The organism is Robbsia betulipollinis (assembly GCF_026624755.1).
Lineage (GTDB): Bacteria > Pseudomonadota > Gammaproteobacteria > Burkholderiales > Burkholderiaceae > Robbsia > Robbsia betulipollinis.
The window spans coordinates 90,996-110,183 of sequence record NZ_JAPMXC010000002.1; the positions used below are offsets into that span (position 1 = coordinate 90,996).

The 19,188-nt window shown below is 65.3% G+C and carries 18 protein-coding genes and 2 tRNA genes; 9 read left to right on the forward strand and 11 right to left on the reverse strand.

Translation table 11 applies throughout. The features are described from left to right. Positions 1-85: 85 nt before the first annotated feature. From aceE to pbpG, 4 genes are all read left to right on the forward strand, one after another. Entirely contained in the window at positions 86-2,794 is a 2,709-nt protein-coding gene (gene aceE, locus OVY01_RS12215) for a pyruvate dehydrogenase (acetyl-transferring), homodimeric type (RefSeq protein ID WP_267847850.1), read from the forward strand. 183 nt (positions 2,795-2,977) lie between these two features. Beyond that, a complete protein-coding gene (aceF, locus tag OVY01_RS12220; protein ID WP_267847852.1) occupies positions 2,978-4,723 on the forward strand; it encodes a dihydrolipoyllysine-residue acetyltransferase in 1,746 nt (581 codons plus the stop codon). Positions 4,724-4,827: 104 nt separating this feature from the next. Then, a complete protein-coding gene (gene lpdA / locus OVY01_RS12225; protein ID WP_267847854.1) occupies positions 4,828-6,690 on the forward strand; it encodes a dihydrolipoyl dehydrogenase in 1,863 nt (620 codons plus the stop codon). Positions 6,691-6,954: 264 nt separating this feature from the next. Then, complete coding sequence (gene pbpG, locus OVY01_RS12230) at positions 6,955-8,064, forward strand: D-alanyl-D-alanine endopeptidase (RefSeq protein ID WP_267847855.1); 1,110 nt, start codon at positions 6,955-6,957, stop codon at positions 8,062-8,064. 122 nt (positions 8,065-8,186) lie between these two features. Here the strand turns inward: pbpG and OVY01_RS12235 are convergent, their stop codons facing one another. The 7 genes from OVY01_RS12235 to OVY01_RS12265 form a co-directional block, all read right to left on the reverse strand. Then, entirely contained in the window at positions 8,187-8,996 is an 810-nt protein-coding gene (locus OVY01_RS12235) for an IclR family transcriptional regulator (RefSeq protein WP_267848069.1), read from the reverse strand. 182 nt (positions 8,997-9,178) lie between these two features. Continuing rightward, the gene (locus tag OVY01_RS12240) at positions 9,179-10,216 is read right to left on the reverse strand and encodes a quinone-dependent dihydroorotate dehydrogenase (RefSeq protein ID WP_267847856.1); all 1,038 of its coding nucleotides are present in this window, start codon (positions 10,214-10,216) and stop codon (positions 9,179-9,181) included. A 185-nt stretch (positions 10,217-10,401) separates the two neighbouring features. Then, positions 10,402-11,232, reverse strand: coding sequence for an arginyltransferase (locus OVY01_RS12245; protein WP_267847857.1), 831 nt, complete (start codon positions 11,230-11,232; stop codon positions 10,402-10,404). Between the two features lie 72 nt (positions 11,233-11,304). Beyond that, positions 11,305-12,042 (reverse strand): leucyl/phenylalanyl-tRNA--protein transferase, encoded by a 738-nt coding sequence (aat, locus tag OVY01_RS12250; RefSeq protein WP_267847859.1) that lies wholly within the window; start codon positions 12,040-12,042, stop codon positions 11,305-11,307. 23 nt (positions 12,043-12,065) lie between these two features. Beyond that, on the reverse strand, positions 12,066-12,614 hold the full coding sequence (locus OVY01_RS12255; RefSeq protein WP_267847861.1) for an NUDIX hydrolase: 549 nt from the start codon (positions 12,612-12,614) through the stop codon (positions 12,066-12,068). A gap of 367 nt (positions 12,615-12,981) precedes the next feature. Further along, positions 12,982-13,058, reverse strand: a tRNA-Met gene (locus OVY01_RS12260). A 71-nt stretch (positions 13,059-13,129) separates the two neighbouring features. Beyond that, positions 13,130-13,474 (reverse strand): hypothetical protein, encoded by a 345-nt coding sequence (locus tag OVY01_RS12265; RefSeq protein ID WP_267847863.1) that lies wholly within the window; start codon positions 13,472-13,474, stop codon positions 13,130-13,132. 234 nt (positions 13,475-13,708) lie between these two features. Here OVY01_RS12265 and OVY01_RS12270 point away from each other — a divergent pair, with 234 nt between their 5' ends. The 3 genes from OVY01_RS12270 to OVY01_RS12280 all read left to right on the forward strand — a co-directional run bounded on the left by OVY01_RS12270 (position 13,709) and on the right by OVY01_RS12280 (position 14,683). Further along, a complete protein-coding gene (locus OVY01_RS12270; protein WP_267847865.1) occupies positions 13,709-13,981 on the forward strand; it encodes a hypothetical protein in 273 nt (90 codons plus the stop codon). Positions 13,982-14,026: 45 nt separating this feature from the next. Continuing rightward, positions 14,027-14,392, forward strand: coding sequence for a DUF1488 family protein (locus tag OVY01_RS12275; RefSeq protein WP_267847867.1), 366 nt, complete (start codon positions 14,027-14,029; stop codon positions 14,390-14,392). 123 nt (positions 14,393-14,515) lie between these two features. Further along, complete coding sequence (locus tag OVY01_RS12280) at positions 14,516-14,683, forward strand: hypothetical protein (protein WP_267847869.1); 168 nt, start codon at positions 14,516-14,518, stop codon at positions 14,681-14,683. Positions 14,684-14,690: 7 nt separating this feature from the next. Here OVY01_RS12280 and OVY01_RS12285 read toward each other — a convergent pair whose 3' ends face one another. The 4 genes from OVY01_RS12285 to OVY01_RS12300 all read right to left on the reverse strand — a co-directional run bounded on the left by OVY01_RS12285 (position 14,691) and on the right by OVY01_RS12300 (position 18,058). Then, the gene (locus tag OVY01_RS12285) at positions 14,691-15,131 is read right to left on the reverse strand and encodes a hypothetical protein (RefSeq protein ID WP_267847871.1); all 441 of its coding nucleotides are present in this window, start codon (positions 15,129-15,131) and stop codon (positions 14,691-14,693) included. A gap of 174 nt (positions 15,132-15,305) precedes the next feature. Then, complete coding sequence (locus OVY01_RS12290; RefSeq protein WP_267847873.1) at positions 15,306-16,631, reverse strand: hemolysin family protein; 1,326 nt, start codon at positions 16,629-16,631, stop codon at positions 15,306-15,308. Between the two features lie 620 nt (positions 16,632-17,251). After that, positions 17,252-17,524 carry a hypothetical protein gene (locus tag OVY01_RS12295; RefSeq protein ID WP_267847875.1) on the reverse strand — a complete coding sequence of 91 codons (273 nt, stop codon included), beginning with the start codon at positions 17,522-17,524 and terminating at the stop codon, positions 17,252-17,254. 457 nt (positions 17,525-17,981) lie between these two features. Beyond that, positions 17,982-18,058: transfer RNA gene (locus OVY01_RS12300), tRNA-Met, on the reverse strand. A 223-nt stretch (positions 18,059-18,281) separates the two neighbouring features. On the opposite strand from OVY01_RS12300, the gene OVY01_RS12305 reads away from it, so the two are divergent. Beyond that, positions 18,282-18,506 carry a hypothetical protein gene (locus OVY01_RS12305; RefSeq protein ID WP_267847877.1) on the forward strand — a complete coding sequence of 75 codons (225 nt, stop codon included), beginning with the start codon at positions 18,282-18,284 and terminating at the stop codon, positions 18,504-18,506. Positions 18,507-18,665: 159 nt separating this feature from the next. Next, the gene (locus tag OVY01_RS12310; protein WP_267847878.1) at positions 18,666-19,016 is read left to right on the forward strand and encodes a Rap1a family protein; all 351 of its coding nucleotides are present in this window, start codon (positions 18,666-18,668) and stop codon (positions 19,014-19,016) included. Positions 19,017-19,188: the final 172 nt, after the last annotated feature.

The window sequence follows — 19,188 nt, forward strand, 5'->3', positions numbered from 1 at the left end:
CAGCGCCGTCCGTCGGCAATTGGCGCGTGGTCGTCGCCTGCCTTGAGCCTGTCGGTTGCGCGATTTCGCATTTGAGGAGACACACATGTCCGCAGTGCCCGAAGAAGTCTTGAAATATGTCGCCGCCGATCAGGACGACGATCGCCAGGAAACGACGGAATGGCTTGAAGCGCTGGAAGGCGTGATCAACGCGGCCGGTCCCGGCCGCGCGCACTACCTGATCGAAAAGCAGATCGAATTCGCCCGCGTGCACGGCGAGCATCTGCCGTTCTCGGCGAACACCCCGTACATCAATACGATTCCGGTCAGCCAGCAGGCGAAGATCCCCGGCGACCAGGATCTGGAACACCGCATCCGCTCCTATACCCGCTGGAACGCGCTCGCGATGGTGCTGCGCGCCGGCAAGGACACGAACGTCGGTGGTCACATCGCGTCGTTTTCCTCGGCTGCGACGCTGTACGACGTCGGCTTCAACCACTTCTGGCACGCGCCGTCTCCGGAGCATGGCGGGGACCTGATTTTCTTCCAGGGCCATTCGTCGCCGGGCATGTACTCGCGCGCGTTCCTGCTGGGCCGTCTGACCGAACAGCAGCTCGACAGCTTCCGCCAGGAAGTGGGCGGGCAGGGCATTTCCTCGTACCCGCACCCGTGGCTGATGCCGGATTTCTGGCAGTTCCCGACGGTGTCGATGGGCCTGGGCCCGATCATGGCGATCTACCAGGCGCGCTTCATGAAGTACATCCAGGCGCGCGACATCGTCAAGACCGACGGGCGCAAGGTCTGGGCCTTCCTGGGCGACGGCGAGACCGACGAGCCGGAGTCGCTGGGGGCGATCGGCATGGCCGGACGCGAGCGGCTGGACAATCTGGTATTCGTCATCAACTGCAACCTGCAGCGTCTGGACGGCCCGGTACGTGGCAACGGCAAGATCATCCAGGAACTCGAAAGCGAGTTCCGCGGTGCCGGCTGGAACGTCATCAAGGTGGTCTGGGGCAGCCGTTGGGACGCGCTGTTCGCGCGCGACAAGTCGGGCGCGCTGATGCGCCGGATGATGGAAGTGGTCGACGGCGAATACCAGACGTACAAATCGGAAAGCGGTGCCTTCGTGCGCGAGCATTTCTTCAACAGCCCGGAACTCAAGGCGCTGGTGGCGGACTGGTCCGACGACGACATCTGGAACCTCAATCGCGGCGGCCACGACCCGCACAAGCTCTACGCGGCGTTCGACGCGGCGACCAAGACCGTCGGCCAGCCGACGGTGATCCTCGCCAAGACGATCAAGGGCTACGGGATGGGCGAGTCCGGCCAGGCGATGAACATCACCCATCAGCAGAAGAAGCTGCCGGTGGAAGCGCTCAAGCGCTTCCGCGACCAGTTCCGCCTGCCGATCAGCGACGACGAAATCGCCGACGTGCCGTACCTCAAGTTCGAGGAAGGCTCGAAGGAACTCGCCTACATGCGCGAACGGCGCACGGCGCTCGGCGGCTATTTGCCGGCGCGCCGGCAGAAGGCCGAGCCGCTGCCGACGCCGGAGTTGGGCGCATTCGATCCGGTGCTCAAGGGCACGGGCCCGGGCCGCGAGATCTCTACGACGATGGCCTTCGTGCGGATCCTCAACATCCTGCTCAAGGACAAGGCGCTGGGCAAGCGGATCGTCCCGATCGTCCCCGACGAGTCGCGTACCTTCGGCATGGAAGGCCTGTTCCGTCAGATCGGCATCTGGAACCAGGACGGGCAGAAGTACGTTCCGGAAGACAGCGACCAGCTGATGTTCTACAAGGAAACGAAGAACGGCCAGATCCTGCAGGAAGGGATCAACGAAGCCGGCGGGATGAGCGACTGGATCGCCGCGGCGACCGCGTACTCGACGCACGGCGAACAGATGGTGCCGTTCTACATCTTCTATTCGATGTTCGGCTTCCAGCGCATCGGCGATCTCGCCTGGGCGGCGGCCGACATGCGCGCCCGTGGCTTCCTGCTGGGCGCCACCGCGGGCCGGACGACGCTCAACGGCGAAGGACTGCAGCACGAGGACGGTCATTCGCACCTGTTCTCCGCTTTCATTCCGAACTGCGTCAGCTACGATCCGACCTTCGGCTATGAAGTCGCCGTCATCATCCAGGATGGTCTGCGCCGCATGGTGCAGAACCAGGAGGACGTCTACTACTACCTGACGTTGATGAACGAAAACTACGAGCACCCGGAAATGCCGGGCGACGTGGCGGCGGACATCATCAAGGGCATGTACGCGTTCCGGCGCGGCGCCGACGTTGCCGATGCGGCCAAGGGCAAGCCGGCAGCGCGGGTGCAGTTGCTGGGTTCGGGCACGATCTTCAACGAGGTGATCGGCGCGGCGGCCCTGCTGAAGGACGACTGGGGCGTGGAAGCGGATCTGTGGAGCGCGCCGAGCTTCACCGAACTGGCGCGCGACGGCCAGGACGCGGAGCGCTTCAATCTGCTGAACCCGGAGGCCGAGCGCCGCGTCTCGCACGTCGAGAAGCTGCTGGCCGGCACGCAGGGCCCGGTGGTGGCGGCGACGGACTATATCCGCGCCTTCGCCGAACAGATCCGCGCGTTCGTGCCGCGCCGCTACACGGTGCTCGGCACCGACGGTTTCGGCCGTTCGGACACGCGCGAGAAACTGCGGCACTTCTTCGAGGTCGACCGCTACTGGGTCACGATCGCCGCCCTGAAGGCGCTCGCCGACGAAGGCACGATCGCGCGCAGCGTGGTGGGCGAAGCGCTGAAGAAGTACGGTCTGGACCCGGCCAAGCCGAACCCGATGACCGTCTAGCCGGTGGCGTCGCGCGGCAGTGGTGGCGCAGCGCCGGTGGTGGGAGAGGTTGAGGAGCGCGGGACCCGGGAGGCATGCCTCCCGGGTCCCGTTCGAAACGAGACGAAACGAGAAGGCCCGGACCGCGCGACCTGTGGGTCAGGTGCGGCGATGCGGCGGGTGGTCCCTGGAGACACGCGGAAAATGAGTCAAGCGATCGAAGTCAAGGTGCCGGATATCGGCGATTACAAGGATGTGCCGGTGATCGAGGTCCTGGTCAGCGTCGGCGATGTCGTGGAGCCGGAACAGTCTCTGCTGACGCTCGAATCCGACAAGGCGACGATGGACGTGCCGAGTCCCGCCGGCGGCACCGTCAAGGCCGTCCATGTGAAGCCGGGCGACCCGATTTCGCAGGGCACGCTGATCGTGACGCTGGAGGACAACGCGTCGGGCGCCGCTGCATCGGGTGCCGCTGCAGCGCCCGATGCAGCGCCAGCCCCGACGAATCGGGGCACGCCGACCGGCGACGCGCCACCGGCGGCGCAGGCCGCCGCGGGCACGCGCACGAGCCAGACGGCCGCAGCCGAAACGCCGGCCGCGGCACCCGCCACCGGCGCGGCACCCGCTGCGGGCGCCGACGTCGAGGTGAAGGTCCCGGACATCGGCGACTACAAGGGGGTGCCGGTCATCGAGGTGCTGGTCAAGGTGGGCGATCGGATCGAAGCCGAGCAGTCCTTGCTCACGCTCGAATCGGACAAGGCCACGATGGACGTGCCGAGTCCCGCGGCGGGCGTCGTCAAGTCCGTCAACGTGAAGGTGGGCGACGAAGTCGCGCAGGGCGTCGTGATCCTGACGCTGGCGGGCGACGCGCCGGCTGCGGCACCTGCCGCTGCGGCGCCGGCGCCGAGCGCGGCACCCGCGTCGCCACCGGTGTCGTCTCCCGCGCCGGCACCGGCCGCCCAGTCCGCCGAGCAGCCTTCCGCACTGGCCGAGGCGCCTTCGATCCCGCCGCAGACCGGCGCGCATCGCGTCAGCCACGCGAGCCCGTCGGTTCGCAAGTTCGCGCGCGAACTGGGCGTCGATGTCACGCGCGTCGCCGGCTCGGGCCCGAAGGGCCGCATCACGCAGGATGACGTGCGCGCCTTCGTGAAGGGCGCGCTGAGCGCGCCGGCCGCAGCCGCCGGCACGGCGTCGGGCACCGCAGCCGCGGGCGCCGGCTTCGATGTCCTCGCCTGGCCGAAGGTCGATTTCGCGAAATTCGGTCCGGTGGACGCCAAGCCGCTCTCGCGCATCAAGAAAATCTCCGGCGCCAACCTGCACCGCAACTGGGTACGGATCCCGCACGTCACGAACAACGACGTCGCGGACATCACGGAACTCGAAGCGCTGCGCGTGCAGTTGAACAAGGAAAACGAGAAATCCGGCGTCAAGGTGACGATGCTGGCCTTCCTGATCAAGGCGGTGGTGGCGGGGTTGAAGAAATTCCCCACGCTCAACAGCAGCCTGGATGGCGACACCCTCGTCTTCAAGCAATATTTCCATATCGGCTTCGCCGCCGATACGCCGAACGGCCTGGTCGTGCCCGTCATCCGCGACGCGGACAAGAAAGGCGTGTTCGACATCGCGAAGGAAAGCTCGGATCTGGCGAAGCTGGCCCGCGACGGCAAGCTGAAGGGCGAACAGATGCAGGGCGGATGTTTCTCGATTTCGTCGCTCGGCGGTATCGGCGGTACGTCGTTCACGCCGATCATCAATGCCCCCGAGGTCGCGATTCTCGGCGTCAGCCGTGGCGCGATCCAGCCCGTGTGGGACGGCAAGCAGTTTCAGCCGCGCCTGATGCTGCCGTTGTCGCTTTCGTTCGACCACCGTGTGATCGACGGCGCGGAAGCCGCGCGCTTCAATGCCTACCTCGGCCAGATCCTGGCGGACTTCCGCCGCGTCCTGCTGTAAGGCGCGACGGCGCGGCCCGCCGCCGCGCTGCCATGTTGTGACGCATGTAGTGAAACGGGCTCGCGCGGCCCCGTAGAAGCCGCGCGAAAGAACAGGGGACAAGCATGGGTCTCGTCGAAGTGAAGGTGCCGGATATCGGCGACTTCAAGGACGTCAGCATCATCGAAGTGTCGATCGCCCCGGGCGATTCGATCGAAAAGGAACAGTCGCTGATCACGCTCGAGTCCGACAAGGCCTCGATCGACGTGCCGAGCGACATCGTGGGCGTCGTCAGGGAGCTGCGCGTGAAGCCGGGCGACAAGGTTTCGCAGGGATCGGTGATCGCGCTGGTCGAGACGGTCGCGCAAGGCGCGGCGTCCGAAGGTGCCCCGGCGGCATCTGGCGGGACGAACAGCGCGGGTGCCACCTCCGCGACGGCTGGCGCATCCGGTGCCCCGGTCGTCAATGCCGCCGGCGGCGCGCCCGACGCACCCGTGGGATCGACCTCGGAAAAGCGCGAGAGCGCCCCGGCGGGGTCGGCCGCGGCGCCCGCGCCGGCCGGCGCCTATGCCGGCAAGGTCGACATCGCCTGCGACGTGCTGGTGCTCGGCGCCGGCCCCGGCGGGTACTCCGCGGCCTTCCGCGCCGCGGATCTCGGCCAGTCGACAGTCCTGGTCGAGCGCTATGCGCGCCTGGGCGGCGTGTGTCTGAACGTGGGCTGCATCCCGTCGAAAGCGCTGCTGCACACCGCGCAAATCACCGAGGAAGCGCAGGCGCTGGCCGCGCACGGCATCAGCTTCGGCACCCCGACGATCGATCTGGACAAGCTGCGGGGTTTCAAGGAGTCCGTGGTCACCAAGCTCACCACCGGTCTCGCCGGCATGGCCAAGATGCGCAAGGTGCAAGTCGTCACCGGCGACGGCCGCTTCGTCGATCCGTTCCACATGGCGGTGCAGGGCGCCGACGGCGAGCAGGTGATCCGCTTCAAGCAGGCGATCATCGCGGCCGGCTCGCAGGCGGTCAGCCTGCCCTTCATGCCGAAGGACCCGCGCGTCGTCGATTCGACCGGCGCGCTGGAATTGCGCCAGATCCCCAAGCGCATGCTGGTGATCGGCGGCGGCATCATCGGTCTGGAGATGGCGACGGTGTATTCGACCCTGGGCGCGAGCATCGATGTCGTCGAAATGCTCGACGGCCTGATGGCCGGCGCGGATCGCGACCTGGTGAAGGTCTGGCAGAAGCACAACGCCAAGCGCTTCGCCAATGTCATGCTCAAGACCCGGACCGTTTCCGCCGAAGCCCGTGACGACGGCATTCACGTGCGCTTCGAAGGCGAGGGCGCGCCCGCAGAGGCGCAGTGCTACGACCTCGTGCTGGTGGCCGTCGGCCGTTCGCCGAACGGCGGCAAGATCGACGCGGGCAAGGCCGGCGTCGCGGTGTCGGAACGCGGCTTCATCGCCGTCGACAAGCAGCAGCGCACGAACGTGCCGCACATCCTCGCGATCGGTGACCTCGTCGGGCAACCGATGCTTGCGCACAAGGCCGTCCACGAAGGCCATGTCGCGGCCGAAGTCGCGGCGGGTGAGAAGTCCTACTTCGACGCGGCGCAGATTCCGTCGGTGGCCTATACCGACCCTGAAGTCGCGTGGGCCGGCAAGACGGAGGATCAGTTGAAGGCCGAAGGCGCGTCGTATGGCCGCGCGGTGTTTCCGTGGGCGGCGTCGGGCCGGGCAATCGCAAATGGGCGGGACGAGGGGTTCACCAAGCTCCTGTTCGACAAGGCCACGCACCGGGTGATCGGCGGCGGCATCGTCGGCACGAACGCCGGGGATCTGATCAGCGAGGTGTGTCTGGCGATCGAGATGGGCGCCGATGCGACGGATATCGGCAAGACCATCCATCCGCACCCCACGCTTGGGGAGTCGGTGGGCATGGCGGCCGAACTGTATGAAGGGGTCTGCACGGACCTGCCGCCGGCGAAGAAATAGCCGGCGCGGCATCCGCCGCGGTCGAGCCGGGGCGCACGCGGAGGCGGGAAAGAGCAGTCGGACAGCATGTCCGGCTGCTCTTTTTTTTCGACGGGCGAAAGCGTGCCGCCCACGGGCTCCCCGGCGGGGCATGGCGCCCTGCGTGGGACGCAGAGGACACTTTAAGTGCGAGGCCTAACTATTTAATTGCGTTAATGTACCGCCTTCACTAAACTGTTCAGATCCCCAAGCTGTCGCCCCTTTAGCCTTCTCAAGAATCGTGGAATGAAGAGCTCGAAAGTCTCGCTCGAAACGTTGCATGGCGCCGCGCGCCGTGCCGTCGCCTCATTCGCCCTCTCCGCCGTGCTCGGGTCCCTCCTTGTCGGGCCGTCGCTGGCTGTCGCCGCGCCCGCTCACAAGGCAGCGGCCGGTCACCGGAAAGCCCCTCATCAGAATGTCGCCGCGCGCGGCCACGCCGCGGCCACCACTGTCGCGGCCGCGCCGCGCGCCGGCCGTCATGGCCGGCGCCATGGCACGCTGCACTCGGTCGCCTATGCGCCGCGTCCGGCCGTTGCCGCGCCGCACGCCTTTGGGTTGCGCGAACTGCAGGACGGCCCGAACCTGCGCTCGTCGGTTGCCTACGTGGTCGACCAGACGACGTCCGCGCCGTTGATCGACAAGAACTCCAGCGCCATCGTGCCGATCGCGTCGATCAGCAAGTTGATGATGGCGATGGTGACCATCGACGGCAAGGGCCCGATGACGGACACCATCATGGTGACCGACGAGGACCGCGATTACGAAAAGGGCACGGGTTCGCGCCTGTCCGTCGGCTCGCGGTTGTCGCGCGAGGACATGCTGCACATCGCGCTGATGTCGTCGGAAAACCGGGCGGCAGCGGCGTTGAGCCGTTATTACCCGGGCGGTCGCCCGGCGTTCGTCGCCGCGATGAACAAGAAAGCGCACGATCTCGGCATGATGGACACGAAGTTCGAGGACCCGACGGGCCTGAACTTTCACAACGTGTCGAGCGCCCGCGATCTGGTGAAGATGGTCGACGCGGCGTATCAATATCCGCTGATCCGCCGCCTCTCCACCACGTCTTCATACGACGTCGACACCGGCCGTGCGCGCCTGCACTACGGCAGCACGAACGGCCTGGTGCGCAGCGCCAGCTGGGACATCGGTTTGCAGAAGACCGGTTTCATCAACGAGGCGGGCGAATGCATGGTGATGCAGACGATCATCCAGTCGCGGCCGGTGGTCATCGTGTTGCTCGACTCGGTAGGCAAGTATTCGCGGGAAGGCGATGCGACGCGCGTGCGCAACTGGCTGATCCAGACGGGCAACATCCAGCGCGTGACGAGCGCGGACACGGGCCATTCGGGCACGTGAGTGCGTGAGTACGTGAATGCCGATGCGTTCGCATCGGTGTCTCGCTGGCGTGACCCGCATCGGTCGCGCCGTCGCGATTGCTGGCGCGGGTGGATGGACCGCATGCCGCGCCGCACCCGGTCCTATGGCTGGCTGCCGCTTTCGTCGCGCGTGTAGCCCAATGCTTGCGAGATCACTTGCGCGGTCTCGCTGAGTTGCGCGAACCAGGACTCCTGCAGCCGGTCCGCGGGAGCGGAAAGCGAAAGGCCCGCGACGAGCCGCGCGGTGTCGTCGTAGATGCCCGCGGCGATGCAGCGCACACCGGGTTCCAGTTCCTCATTGTCGCGCGCGCACGCGTGCTGACGTACCCACTGCAGTTCCCGTTCGAGCTTGCCCACATCGGTGATGCTGTTCGCCGTGTGGCCGGCCAGACCCGTGCGTGCGGCATAGCTGCGCACGCGCGGCGCCTCGTCCGCGGCGAGAAACAGCTTGCCGACCGAGGTCAGATGCAGGGGCGCGCGCCCGCCGATCGCCCGGACTACCTGCATTCCGGAGCGTTCGCTGAACGCCCGGTCGACATACACGATCTCGTCGCCCTGGCGCACCGAAAGATTGACGGTCTGTCCCGTCAGGCGATGCAGCTCGCGCATCGGGCCGATCGCCGTTTCCCGTACGGACAGACGGCCCTTGACGAGATTGCCCAGCTCCAGCAGGCGCATGCCGAGCCGGTACGTGCCCGGTTCCGCGCGATCCACCATGCGTCCGCTGACCATGTCGTTGAGGATGCGATGCGCGGTGGACGGATGCAATCCCGTATCGGCGGAGAGATCCTTCAGGCTCACCGGTTCGCTGTGCGCGGCGAGCGCGTCGAGCAGCCGCATCATCCGGTCGATGACCTGAATGGCGGTACGGCTTTCGCCTGACGTCTCGCCGCCGCGCGCGCCGTCCTCCATCGCGCCGGGGTTCGCATTCGGGCGCGGGTCGGGCGCCACGTTGGGGATGACGCCGCTACCGGCGGGCGGGCGGGGAGAACGACCGGAATGCTTCATGGATGCCTGTCGGACGCGCTGGGCCTCCATCATATCGTGGAAGACCGGCTGTCGGCCACGTGCGCGACGGCGGCACCGGCATTCCTTCAGCGCCCGATGCGCGCCGCGAGCGCCGTCGCGCATTCGGCCACCAGGGCCGGACCGCGGTAGATCAGTCCGGAATACACCTGCACGAGAGAGGCGCCGGCATCGATCTTCGCCAGCGCGTCCGCTGCGCACAGCACGCCGCCCACGCCGATGATCGGCACGGCGTCGCCCAGGCGCGCATGCAGTGCGGCGATCACGCGGTTCGACGCATCGCGTACCGGGGCGCCCGAAAGGCCTCCGGCCTCGTCGGCGTGAGGCAGTCCCTGGACGGCGGCCCGCGACAAGGTGGTGTTGCAGGCGATCACGCCATCGATGCGGTGCCGCAACACGGTGTCGGCGATATTCTGGATGCCGGCTTCATCGAGGTCGGGCGCGATCTTCAGCGCGAGCGGCACCTGTTTGCCGTGCATTTCGCTCAACTGACGGCGGCGTTCGGTCAGCGCGCCGAGCAGTTCGTCGAGTTCGCTGGCGCCCTGCAATTGACGCAGATTCTTGGTGTTCGGGGAGGAAATGTTGATCGCCACGTAACTCGCGAACGGGTAGACGCGATCCAGGCAATATAGATAGTCCTCCACCGCGCGTTCGATCGGCGTGCTCGCGTTCTTGCCGATGTTCAACCCGAGGACGCCTTTCCAGCGCGATGCCTGCACGTTCGCGAGAAAGCGGTCGACGCCGCCGTTGTTGAAACCCATCCGATTGATCAGCGCCTGTGCTTCCGGGATGCGGAACATGCGCGGGCGTGGGTTGCCGGGCTGCGGGCGGGGCGTGACGGTGCCTACCTCGATGAAGCCGAATCCCAGTCCGGCCAGGCCATCGATGCAGGCGCCTTCCTTGTCGAGCCCGGCGGCGAGACCCACCGCGTTGTCGAACCGCAATCCCATGACGGTCACGGGCGCCTTGACGGCGCGCCCGGCCACGCAGCCGGACAGGCCGGCGCGCCCCGCCGCGCCAAGCGCGGCCAGCGTCAGATGGTGGGCGCGTTCGGCGTCGAGGCGGAACAGGGAGCGGCGGGCGAGCGGGTACAGGGAGCTGAGCACGAGGGTTGCTTGGAAAGTCGTGAATCGGAGGCGGGAATCGAAAGTGGCGCTATTTTATGGCCTATCGCCGTGATGCGGCAGGAAAAAGCACGCACACGTGGCGGGGCCGGCACGCCGCGTCCGCGTAGCCCGGGGAACCCGCCGATGCGGGCACGAAGCGGGGCGTCGGGCGTTGCCGCCTGATATTACTGCCCGATGCCGGCCTCGGGCGGCAACGCCTGCCAGCGTCCGTCGATCAGCGCTTCGAGAGGCGCGTAGCCCGCCTTGTAGGCCATCTTGCGGCTTTCCGCGATCCAGTACCCCAAATAGACGTACGGTAGCTGCAGGCTTCGCGCCTGGGCGATCTGCCAGACGATGTTGTAGGTGCCGAAGCTGGCGTGGGGGAGCGCGCTGTCGTAGAAGGTATAGACCGCAGACAGTCCGTCGCCCAGGATGTCGATGATGCTGACCATGCGCAATATGCCTGCCGGCGAGGGGTCCCCACAAACGCGCTCCCGGCCGCGTGGCCGGCCGTCATCGCCGGATGCGGCAATGGCGGCCGGCGGCTCGCGGAACGTGACGAGACGCGAATTCACGCGGCTTTGCAGCAGGAACTGATCGTACTGTTCGCGGCTGTCGCGGTCCATTCCGCCGCCCGCATGGCGTTGCGACTGATAGTGCGTGTAGAGCGCGTAGTGTTCCTCGTCGAAATGCAGCGGATCGGCCTGGACGAGGAGATCGCCATGCTGCTTCCACGTACGGCGCTGCGTGCGGCTTGGCCGAAACCCGTCGACGACGACACGCACCGGCACGCATGCCCGGCAGCCGTCGCAATAGGGCCGGTAGGTGAACACGCCGGAACGCCGGAAGCCGGCGCCTACCAGTTCCGTGTAGACGTCGGAATTGATCAGATGGCCGGGCGTCGCGACCTGGGAGCGCGCGGTGCGTCCCGCGAGATAGCTGCACGGGTAGGGCGCCGTTGCATAAAACTGCAGCGCCGACAGCGGCGAGAGCGGAAACTCTTGTGGATGGGTCACGCCAGGAACTCCACGGGCTTGCGGACGCGCCCAGTCTATCATTTCAAACAATGGCCCGCGCGGGCGGCGGACTCAGCCCGGGGCGGACAACCAGTCGGCCAGCGTCTGCTTGCCGAAGTCCCACGGAATCGCCGGCTGTGCGCAGGCGCGCCCCAGGTGCCGAACGAACACCGCGCGGTCGATCTCGCTGCCGCCCAGCCGCGCGAGGTGCGCCGTGTTCTGCTGGCAATCGATCAACTCGACCGCGTGCCGTCTCAGATGCGCGCATAGTGCCGCAAGCGCGATTTTCGAGGCGTCGCTGCGGTGGGCGAACATCGACTCGCCGAAGAACATCGCGCCGATCGCCACCCCGTACAGCCCGCCGACGCGTTCGCCGTCGTACCAGGTTTCGACGCTGTGGGCGAGGCCCTTCGCGTGCAGCGCGCCATACGCGGCGATGATGCTCGGGGTGATCCAGGTGCCGTTCTGGCCTTCGCGGGGGGTATCGGCGCAGGCCGACATGACCGCGCGAAAGTCGACGTCGACGCGCACCTGCCAGCGTGCGTCGCGCAACACGGCTTTCAGCGTCTTGCGCAGCGACGGCGCCACTTTGAAGGCCGCCGGACGCAGCACCATGCGCGGGTCGGGGCTCCACCAGAGTACCGGTTGTCCGGCCGAATACCACGGGAAGATGCCGCTGCGGTAGGCGCACTCGAGACGCGCCGGGGTCAGATCCGCGCTGGCGGCCAGCAGGCCCGGCGCGTCGCTGGCGGCGTCAAGCGCGCGCTCCAGCGCCGGAAAGGGGTCGATAGCGGCGAGCCAGGGAATCATCGTGCTGTCCTCCGGCCCGCAGCCTAGTCCGTGCGCATGGGCTGCCGGAGGTCGGCGGTATGCAGCTCGAACCGCCCGGCGCGCCGATCCGCAAAGAAAAAGCGCAGGGTTTGCGTAATGGTCGGAAAGGCGATTTCATCCCACGGAATGTCCGCTTCCGAGAACAGACGCACTTCCAGACTTTCCACGCCCGCGGCGATGTCCAGATCGAGAAGTCGCGCGCGGTAAAAGAAGTGCACCTGATGCACGTGCGGCACGTCGAGCAGCGAAAACAGGCCTTCGATTTCAACGCGCGCGCCGGCTTCCTCGAGCGTTTCGCGCGAGGCGCATTCCGCCGTGGTCTCGCCGATCTCCATGAAGCCGGCCGGCAGCGTCCAGAATCCCAGGCGTGGCTCGATCGCGCGCCGGCACAGCAATACCTGTTCGCCCCATACCGGCACGGTGCCGCCCACGTTGCGTGGATTCTCGTAGTGGATCGTATCGCATTGGCGGCAGACGAAACGTTCCCGCGTGTCGCCTGGGGGAATCAGACGAGCGACGGGATGATGTCCACAGTTCGAGCAGTAATTCATTCAGGCTTTCTTATTCGTCGGTTCGAACAGCGTGCGTCCGTTGCGCCCGTGTCGAGTGCGGTCGCGACGCGTTTTTGGCAGGCCGGGTCGAAGCGCGCCGCGTCAAGCACGGCGTCAAAGCACGCCGCGTCAAGCACGGCGTCAAAGCACGCACGCCCGAGACGGAGCGCAGCGCGCAGCACGTAGCGCGTGCGTCGCGGCGGACCCGGCCGGCGCGGTGCCTTCGAGTGTACCATCGGCCACCGCGACGGTTGCCCGAATTCGCGATACACGCCGGGCCGCGCCCGCATCACGGCATGCCAAAACGAAACGGGCCAAAACGAAAAAAGCCCGAACTTCGTGAGAAGTTCGGGCTTTCGGAAAGCGTTGGTTGCGGGGGCAGGATTTGAACCTGCGACCTTCGGGTTATGAGCCCGACGAGCTGCCAGACTGCTCCACCCCGCGTCCGAGAACAGAACTATAGCATCGGGACATTTTACATGCAAGAGGATTCGTGGAAAACCGGATTGACTCGATCAGTGGCAACGCACGACCAGTGCACGGTTGCGGATGTTCGCGGAAAACAAGCCGTTGACCGAGCCGCCCGTCACGCCATCGTCGCCGTCCTTGGAGACCACGTCGTAGCCGGTCGCGCCGCACGCCTTGCCGGCGGATTCATAGCACTGCGCCCAGCTTTGGCGCGCGTCGCTGCCGCTGCAGTTGATCGTGAAGCCCTGACGGCCGTCGGGCAAGTTGATCAACTGGGTGGAGCTGGACGATGCGCAGCCGCCGAGGCCGACGATGCCACTCAGGATCAAGGTCAGGGGGAGGGCCAGCCGCAGGCATGCGGCGGGAGACAGGCGGGCGAAGGTCGTGATCATAGAAATGCGCAGCAAGGATGCAAGGCAGGAAGACGGAGCGGAAACGCGCCGGAATCAGGGCGTGAAGGCCCGGGGCCGGACCGGCCGCGGGAACGATTCTAGCAATTTGCCGGTCTTTCGGGTGGCGGAATGCTTGTCTCCCCGCGGCATTCCTCCTCCTCCCAGGCAACCGCACGTCTGCGGTCCTGGTGCCGTTGCAGGCATAATTGGCAGGACATCATCAGGAGTTGTGCAATGGCAGGACGAATCACCGGCCCCTACAAGGGGTTCTTCATCAATGCGAGCGCTTCGCTGAATGGCGCATCGGGCAGTGCGAATGCGCCGCACTATGTCGGCGCGTTGAGCCTGACGGAGCACGGCGTGGACGAACCCCGCAAACTGGAGCGTCTCGTCGAACTGGGCAGCGTAACGGACTTCCCGGATGCGCAGTCGGCGCTGGAACAGCTGGAAGGCGCCGCACGGGACTACATCGACGAGTTGCTGTCGCCGCGGGAACGGGGCGGCTGAGATTTGAACAGGACTTGCGGCGATAACAAAGTAAGCGACATTGCCATGAACCGTCATACAACCGCGAGCTCCGCTGCGAGTTCGGTTGCGAACTCCGCAGTGAGCTTCGAGAACGTACCGGCCCGGTATCGAGCGGATAATCTGACCGTGGTGTTTCCGGCACGGGTGGGCGAGCACGACGTCGAGTGCGCGATCTCCGTGGAAGCGCTGGAAGACCATTTCAGCGTGGCGTCGACCGACGAAGCCGGCTGGCTCGCCGCATTCGCGCGCAGTCGGGCGGCAATCGAGGACCGGGCCCGTCACCATCTGTTGCTCGACGCCGGCCGCCCGGTACTGCTCAAGAGCGGCCATTTCCACCCGCAGGCACCCAGCGTCGACGTTCCCGCTTCACGTATGCCGCCCGAAGTGTAAGAACTGCATTCCGATATTGCCAGGCGTTCCACCGGCAAACGCCAAAGCCTTTCTCCACCGCGTTTCCGAGCGATTGGCGCGAATATTGCTTGGTACAGTAAAAACGAGCTTTGCGGGGTGGAAATGTTTGAATTCGAACCAGGGTATTGGCTTATCGTCCTGGCGGTAGGCGTGTTCTTCCTGACAGCGGTCGTGATCGTTGCATCCTCGCTGATGGGCGAGGAAGAACCGTCGCTCGTCTCGCCCCTGGCAAACCGGGTACGCGACGAATCCGGTGCCATGCGGGGATGACCGCGCCTTAGTCGCGTTGATAGGCCGGCGGCCTGGGCGCGGGCGACATCGCGCGAATCAACGCCAGCGTTCCCCATCCCCACATCGCATTGGTCGCAAAGCCGAAGGCGACTTCCGGCAGGATATTGCCGGTCGGCCATTGGCCCTGCAATGGCCCCTGCACGAAGATCGTCATGGCCGTGGGTACGATGCCTCCGAATACGAAGGCAGCCAGCCACGGGGCGGCGCGCGAGGAATCGACGCGCAGCAGCCACGCCATCACGACCGCATAAAAACCGGATGCAATACCGGCAACGATGAATCCGGGGAGACCGAAGGGGTCGATACGTACCAGGGCAAACGGTGCGACCGCGGTCAGTCCCGCGGCGTGAAGCATGCCGATCGTTGCTTGCTGGAAAAACAGCACGGCAAGAAAGCCGCACAGATAAGGCAGGATAAAGCGTTGCATAGAGGTTCGCGGTCGGCAGTCCCGTGAGCGGGCGGCGGGTGCTCGGTCGAGGGCGCGCTCACGACACCGCGGCCCCTTCCGATCGGGGCTTCATTATAGAGTGCGTGCGGGGCGTCGGACAGGCAACTTTGCACGAAGCGTGCGAGCGCGCGGCGCACGCTTTTGCGGACCGTCTCACGCTTCCCGCGAATCCTTCAGGCGTGGCGCGATCCTGACCGTGGTGATCCTGGGTCCCGTCATTTTTTCGATCAGGACATCGAAATCGTCGAAGGCGATACGCTGTCCTTCCACCGGCAGTTCTTCCAGACGGTAGGTCACCAGGCCGCCGATCGATTCGACCTCTTCCACGCCCAGATCGATCCCCAGCGCGCGTTCCAGCGTGAACAGCGGCAGGCTGCCCTTGCCCACCAGCGTGCCGTCCGAGAGCTGTGTCCAGTCGTCGCCATGTTCGCCGAATTCATCGCGGATCTCGCCGACGATGGCGGTCAGCAGATTGTCCAGCGTGATGAAGCCGACGGGTTTGACGGGTTGCAGCGGATCGGCATGGCCGACCACCGCAAAATGCGGCGCGCCGCCGCGAAACCGCCGAAAGAGTTCCGGCGCCGGGAGATTCGGCGCGACCCGCTGCGCCGGGCGGATGAAGCGTTCGAGCGAGTCGATTTCTTCGTGCTCGATACCGGCGAGAAAGAGGTCCTTGACGTGGATGATGCCCAGCACGGTTTCGCCATCCGCATCGAAGTACGGGTAGCGCGTGAAGCGCTGCTTGCTGGCGATCGCCAGGTTTTCCTCGACGCTCAGTGCGCGCGACATCGAGACGACTTCTCCAATGGGACGCATCAGGTCGGACACCTCCAGTTCGCTGAAGTCCAGCGAATGGGCGAGGATATTGCGCTCCGGCGCCGTCATGTTGGCGCTCGTGCGGCGCGAGCGCAGAATCAGTTTGAGCTCCGACGACGAATACGTCGCGTCGGGATGATCGCCCGTGTCGAGGCCGAAGATGCGCAGGGTCGCGTTCGCGCTGGCGTTCAGGAGTTTGATGGCCGGCAAGGCGAACCAGTAGAAACCATACAGTGCCCATGCCGTCCAGGCACCCACGGCTTCGGGTTTTCGCAGGGCGAGGGACTTCGGCGCGAGTTCGCCCACGACGATGTGCAGGAAGGAAATAAGGAAAAAGGCGATCGCGAACGAGACGCCCGACACCACGGTCGGCGCGGCGATGCCGGACGCATGCAGAGCGGGCGCGAGGAGGCGCGCGAAGGCCGGTTCGCCGACCCAGCCCAGGCCCAGGGACGCCAGTGTGATGCCGAGTTGGCAAGCCGAGAGATAGGTATCGAGTTGACCATGCACCCGTTGCAGGATGCGTCCCCGCCAGCCCAGCACCTCGGCGAGTTCGATCACCCGGGTGCTTCGTAATTTCACCAGACCGAATTCGGCGGCGACGAAAAACCCGTTAAGCAAGACAAGAAACAGGGCAGCGACAGCCAACAGGACGTTTTGCATTCAGAGACGCGGCCGATCGGGCGGATGGGCAGGCGATGGAGGGGAAGGAGGCAGGTAGTCTAGCAAGCAAGCGTCGACCCATGCGCGGGCGGGCTGTTTTTTCCGACAAGCGCGGTTCATCGCGCCAGCGCATCGCTGGCGGCGCGATCGTGGATCATACGGTCCTCGGTCGCATGCGCGGGCGGACGCTTGACCGGCATAGGGTCCGCGACGCGACCTGGATCGTGGGTCATGCCGTGGGGAAGGGGGCGCGGTTGGGAGCGCCGGACAGGGGGCGCGGAAAGCGTGGATGCCGAAGCAGCGGCCTGTCCCATGGAAGGGTTCGCCTTTCCCCGCTCGGCGGCCAACGCCGAACCGGCCGACGCAACCGAAAAAACCGCCAGCCCTAGCAGTCCCCATAGCCCGATCGATGCCGGCATCGGGAAAATTCGGAACGCCATTCCGTGCGATATGCCGCGCGGGAGCGAGGACGGATGACTCGCTGCGTCGCTGATCGATACCCTTGCCCGGCCGGTCATCCGTTTCACCAGAGGAAATTATTTCAAACAGATTACACGGTTTTCAAAGGGCTGCGAAGCACGTGCGGGTGCAATCCGTATGCGGTGCACGGGGCCACGCAGTTACAGGCGTCCGTTTTGAATCGTGCCGGTTTCGATCGCGCGGTCGATCAGTCCGCCTTCCTTCGCCTTGTCGATGGCATCGTCCAGCATCGCTTCGGGCGATTCGAGTCGCACCTTGAGGGCAGAAAGGGCACCTTCAGCCTCCATGATCACCAGCGTTTCGGGGGATTGGACTGTGCTGATGATCGCGCGCCGACCTTCCGGCCCGTCGCCGAGGGTTGCACAGAAATCGAGATTCTGCCCATTTACCGTATGTATGAAATTCTTGATCATCGTTTTCTCCGATGGTGTCGGTGTGATCGACACAGTGGCGCCGAGACATTCACCTACCGTCAGTGCATGCCCGGATAGCGTATTTCGACAGGTGGAGCGATGGGGTCGTCGCCCGTGTCGTGTCCCGGATGCGGGCCGGGCGGCAGACCGGGTATGTCATCCGGCTGAGGCTCGGAAAAGGGATCGCGTTCGGGCTGTCCGGGAATGGGTTCCGGCCGATGAGCGGACAGAGGTCTGCCGCGGGGCAACGTAGCGATCATGGCAAATATCGTTTGACTCGGGAAACGGATATCAAGCAAACGTTATGCCGGAAAAGCGTCGAGGGCGAGGTGTCGTTGCGGTGTCGTATCTCGGGGTGTCATCCAGAACCATGGCCCGATGCACCGCAAGCGGGCGCTTTATCGCGCTGCCCCATGAAAAACGCCCCTGTGCTTGCGCAAAGGGGCGTTCTTGAAACTGGTTGCGGGGGCAGGATTTGAACCTGCGACCTTCGGGTTATGAGCCCGACGAGCTGCCAGACTGCTCCACCCCGCGTCAGAAAAAACAGTATAGCGCAACGTGCCGCACGCCGCAAGTGGGAACAAGTGAAATCCGTCCCGGGCGCGAGCGAATGGCCTTATACGCCAAGTGAGGGGGGTGGGATGCAGATCGCGTCGAAAACAGAAAGGAACGGATCTTGCTTGCCACATGGCCGTCCTCTTTTCGTGACGGACAGAAAACCCATAATGCCGGATAACGACGCTTCAGGAGCGAGACAATGAGCCAATCCCCCCATAGCGATCGACTACGCCGTTTCAGTCTCGAGGCCGTTCCGACGAGTGACGGCCAATTCCAGGCGATTTTTCGTATTCACCTCGACGGCGCGCTTTCGGCGGATGACGAGATTCACTTCGGCGAGACCTCCGACGACCCGTTGCGGGCGTTTGATGAAGCGCGGGCGATGGCGGTGAAATATTGGAGCAAGACCGCCGTGATCGGATGAGGGCCTCCAGCCCGGCAATGTCAATGTGTGCAAGTCGCGCGGACAAGCCGACTCCGGGGATTCCCCGCCATGGCAAGAAGGTATACGCTAGCGCTTTTCCGGAGGGTGGGACGAATGACCAGCGGTGAGATGGGTAGTGGTACAAGAAGATGGCGAACGATGGCGACGCTGCCGCGGGCACTCCTTTCCGCGTTTTTTTGGCTCGGCATGGCATCCAGCACGCTTGCCGTCGCCCAGGGCGCCGACCCGACGGGCGGCATGACGGGTGCGCAATACCTGCAGTTTGCCCAGCGCGATCCCGCTGGCGCGAAACAGTTGGTACTTATGACCAGCCGGGGTTTGATCGCGGACCACAGGGTTTCCCACAAATTCGTTTGCTTGCCCGACGGCGTAACCTATGTTCGCGGACCCGGACTGCTGGAGGACTATATGGCGCATCACCCAGCGCAATCGAACTATACGCTGCATCAGCTCGTGTTCATTTCATGGATGACGGCGTTCCCTTGTTGAATCCATGCGGTGGCATGGCGCCGCTGCGTGAAGTCTGCCGGGGGCGGGGCGAAGGTTGCCGGGCATGAAGTCGGTAGGACCGACGTCTTCCTCCTCGGGGCGGTTTTATCGTTGAAATTGTTGTTTGCAGGCCAAATGGCATGGGAGTTGAGCGGGTTTTCCCGCTCTTTTC

What these genes read in the sequence shown, in the direction of transcription:
- aceE (WP_267847850.1), top strand. Translation starts at nt 86, where the DNA reads ATGTCCGCAGTGCCCGAAGAAGTCTTGAAATATGTCGCCGCCGATCAG.
- aceF (WP_267847852.1), top strand. Translation starts at nt 2,978, where the DNA reads ATGAGTCAAGCGATCGAAGTCAAGGTGCCGGATATCGGCGATTACAAG.
- lpdA (WP_267847854.1), top strand. Translation starts at nt 4,828, where the DNA reads ATGGGTCTCGTCGAAGTGAAGGTGCCGGATATCGGCGACTTCAAGGAC.
- pbpG (WP_267847855.1), top strand. Translation starts at nt 6,955, where the DNA reads ATGAAGAGCTCGAAAGTCTCGCTCGAAACGTTGCATGGCGCCGCGCGC.
- OVY01_RS12235 (WP_267848069.1), bottom strand. Translation starts at nt 8,996, where the DNA reads ATGGAGGACGGCGCGCGCGGCGGCGAGACGTCAGGCGAAAGCCGTACC.
- aat (WP_267847859.1), bottom strand. Translation starts at nt 12,042, where the DNA reads ATGATTCCCTGGCTCGCCGCTATCGACCCCTTTCCGGCGCTGGAGCGC.
- OVY01_RS12255 (WP_267847861.1), bottom strand. Translation starts at nt 12,614, where the DNA reads ATGAATTACTGCTCGAACTGTGGACATCATCCCGTCGCTCGTCTGATT.
- OVY01_RS12265 (WP_267847863.1), bottom strand. Translation starts at nt 13,474, where the DNA reads ATGATCACGACCTTCGCCCGCCTGTCTCCCGCCGCATGCCTGCGGCTG.
- OVY01_RS12270 (WP_267847865.1), top strand. Translation starts at nt 13,709, where the DNA reads ATGGCAGGACGAATCACCGGCCCCTACAAGGGGTTCTTCATCAATGCG.
- OVY01_RS12275 (WP_267847867.1), top strand. Translation starts at nt 14,027, where the DNA reads ATGAACCGTCATACAACCGCGAGCTCCGCTGCGAGTTCGGTTGCGAAC.
- OVY01_RS12280 (WP_267847869.1), top strand. Translation starts at nt 14,516, where the DNA reads ATGTTTGAATTCGAACCAGGGTATTGGCTTATCGTCCTGGCGGTAGGC.
- OVY01_RS12285 (WP_267847871.1), bottom strand. Translation starts at nt 15,131, where the DNA reads ATGCAACGCTTTATCCTGCCTTATCTGTGCGGCTTTCTTGCCGTGCTG.
- OVY01_RS12290 (WP_267847873.1), bottom strand. Translation starts at nt 16,631, where the DNA reads ATGCAAAACGTCCTGTTGGCTGTCGCTGCCCTGTTTCTTGTCTTGCTT.
- OVY01_RS12295 (WP_267847875.1), bottom strand. Translation starts at nt 17,524, where the DNA reads ATGATCAAGAATTTCATACATACGGTAAATGGGCAGAATCTCGATTTC.
- OVY01_RS12305 (WP_267847877.1), top strand. Translation starts at nt 18,282, where the DNA reads ATGAGCCAATCCCCCCATAGCGATCGACTACGCCGTTTCAGTCTCGAG.
- OVY01_RS12310 (WP_267847878.1), top strand. Translation starts at nt 18,666, where the DNA reads ATGGCGACGCTGCCGCGGGCACTCCTTTCCGCGTTTTTTTGGCTCGGC.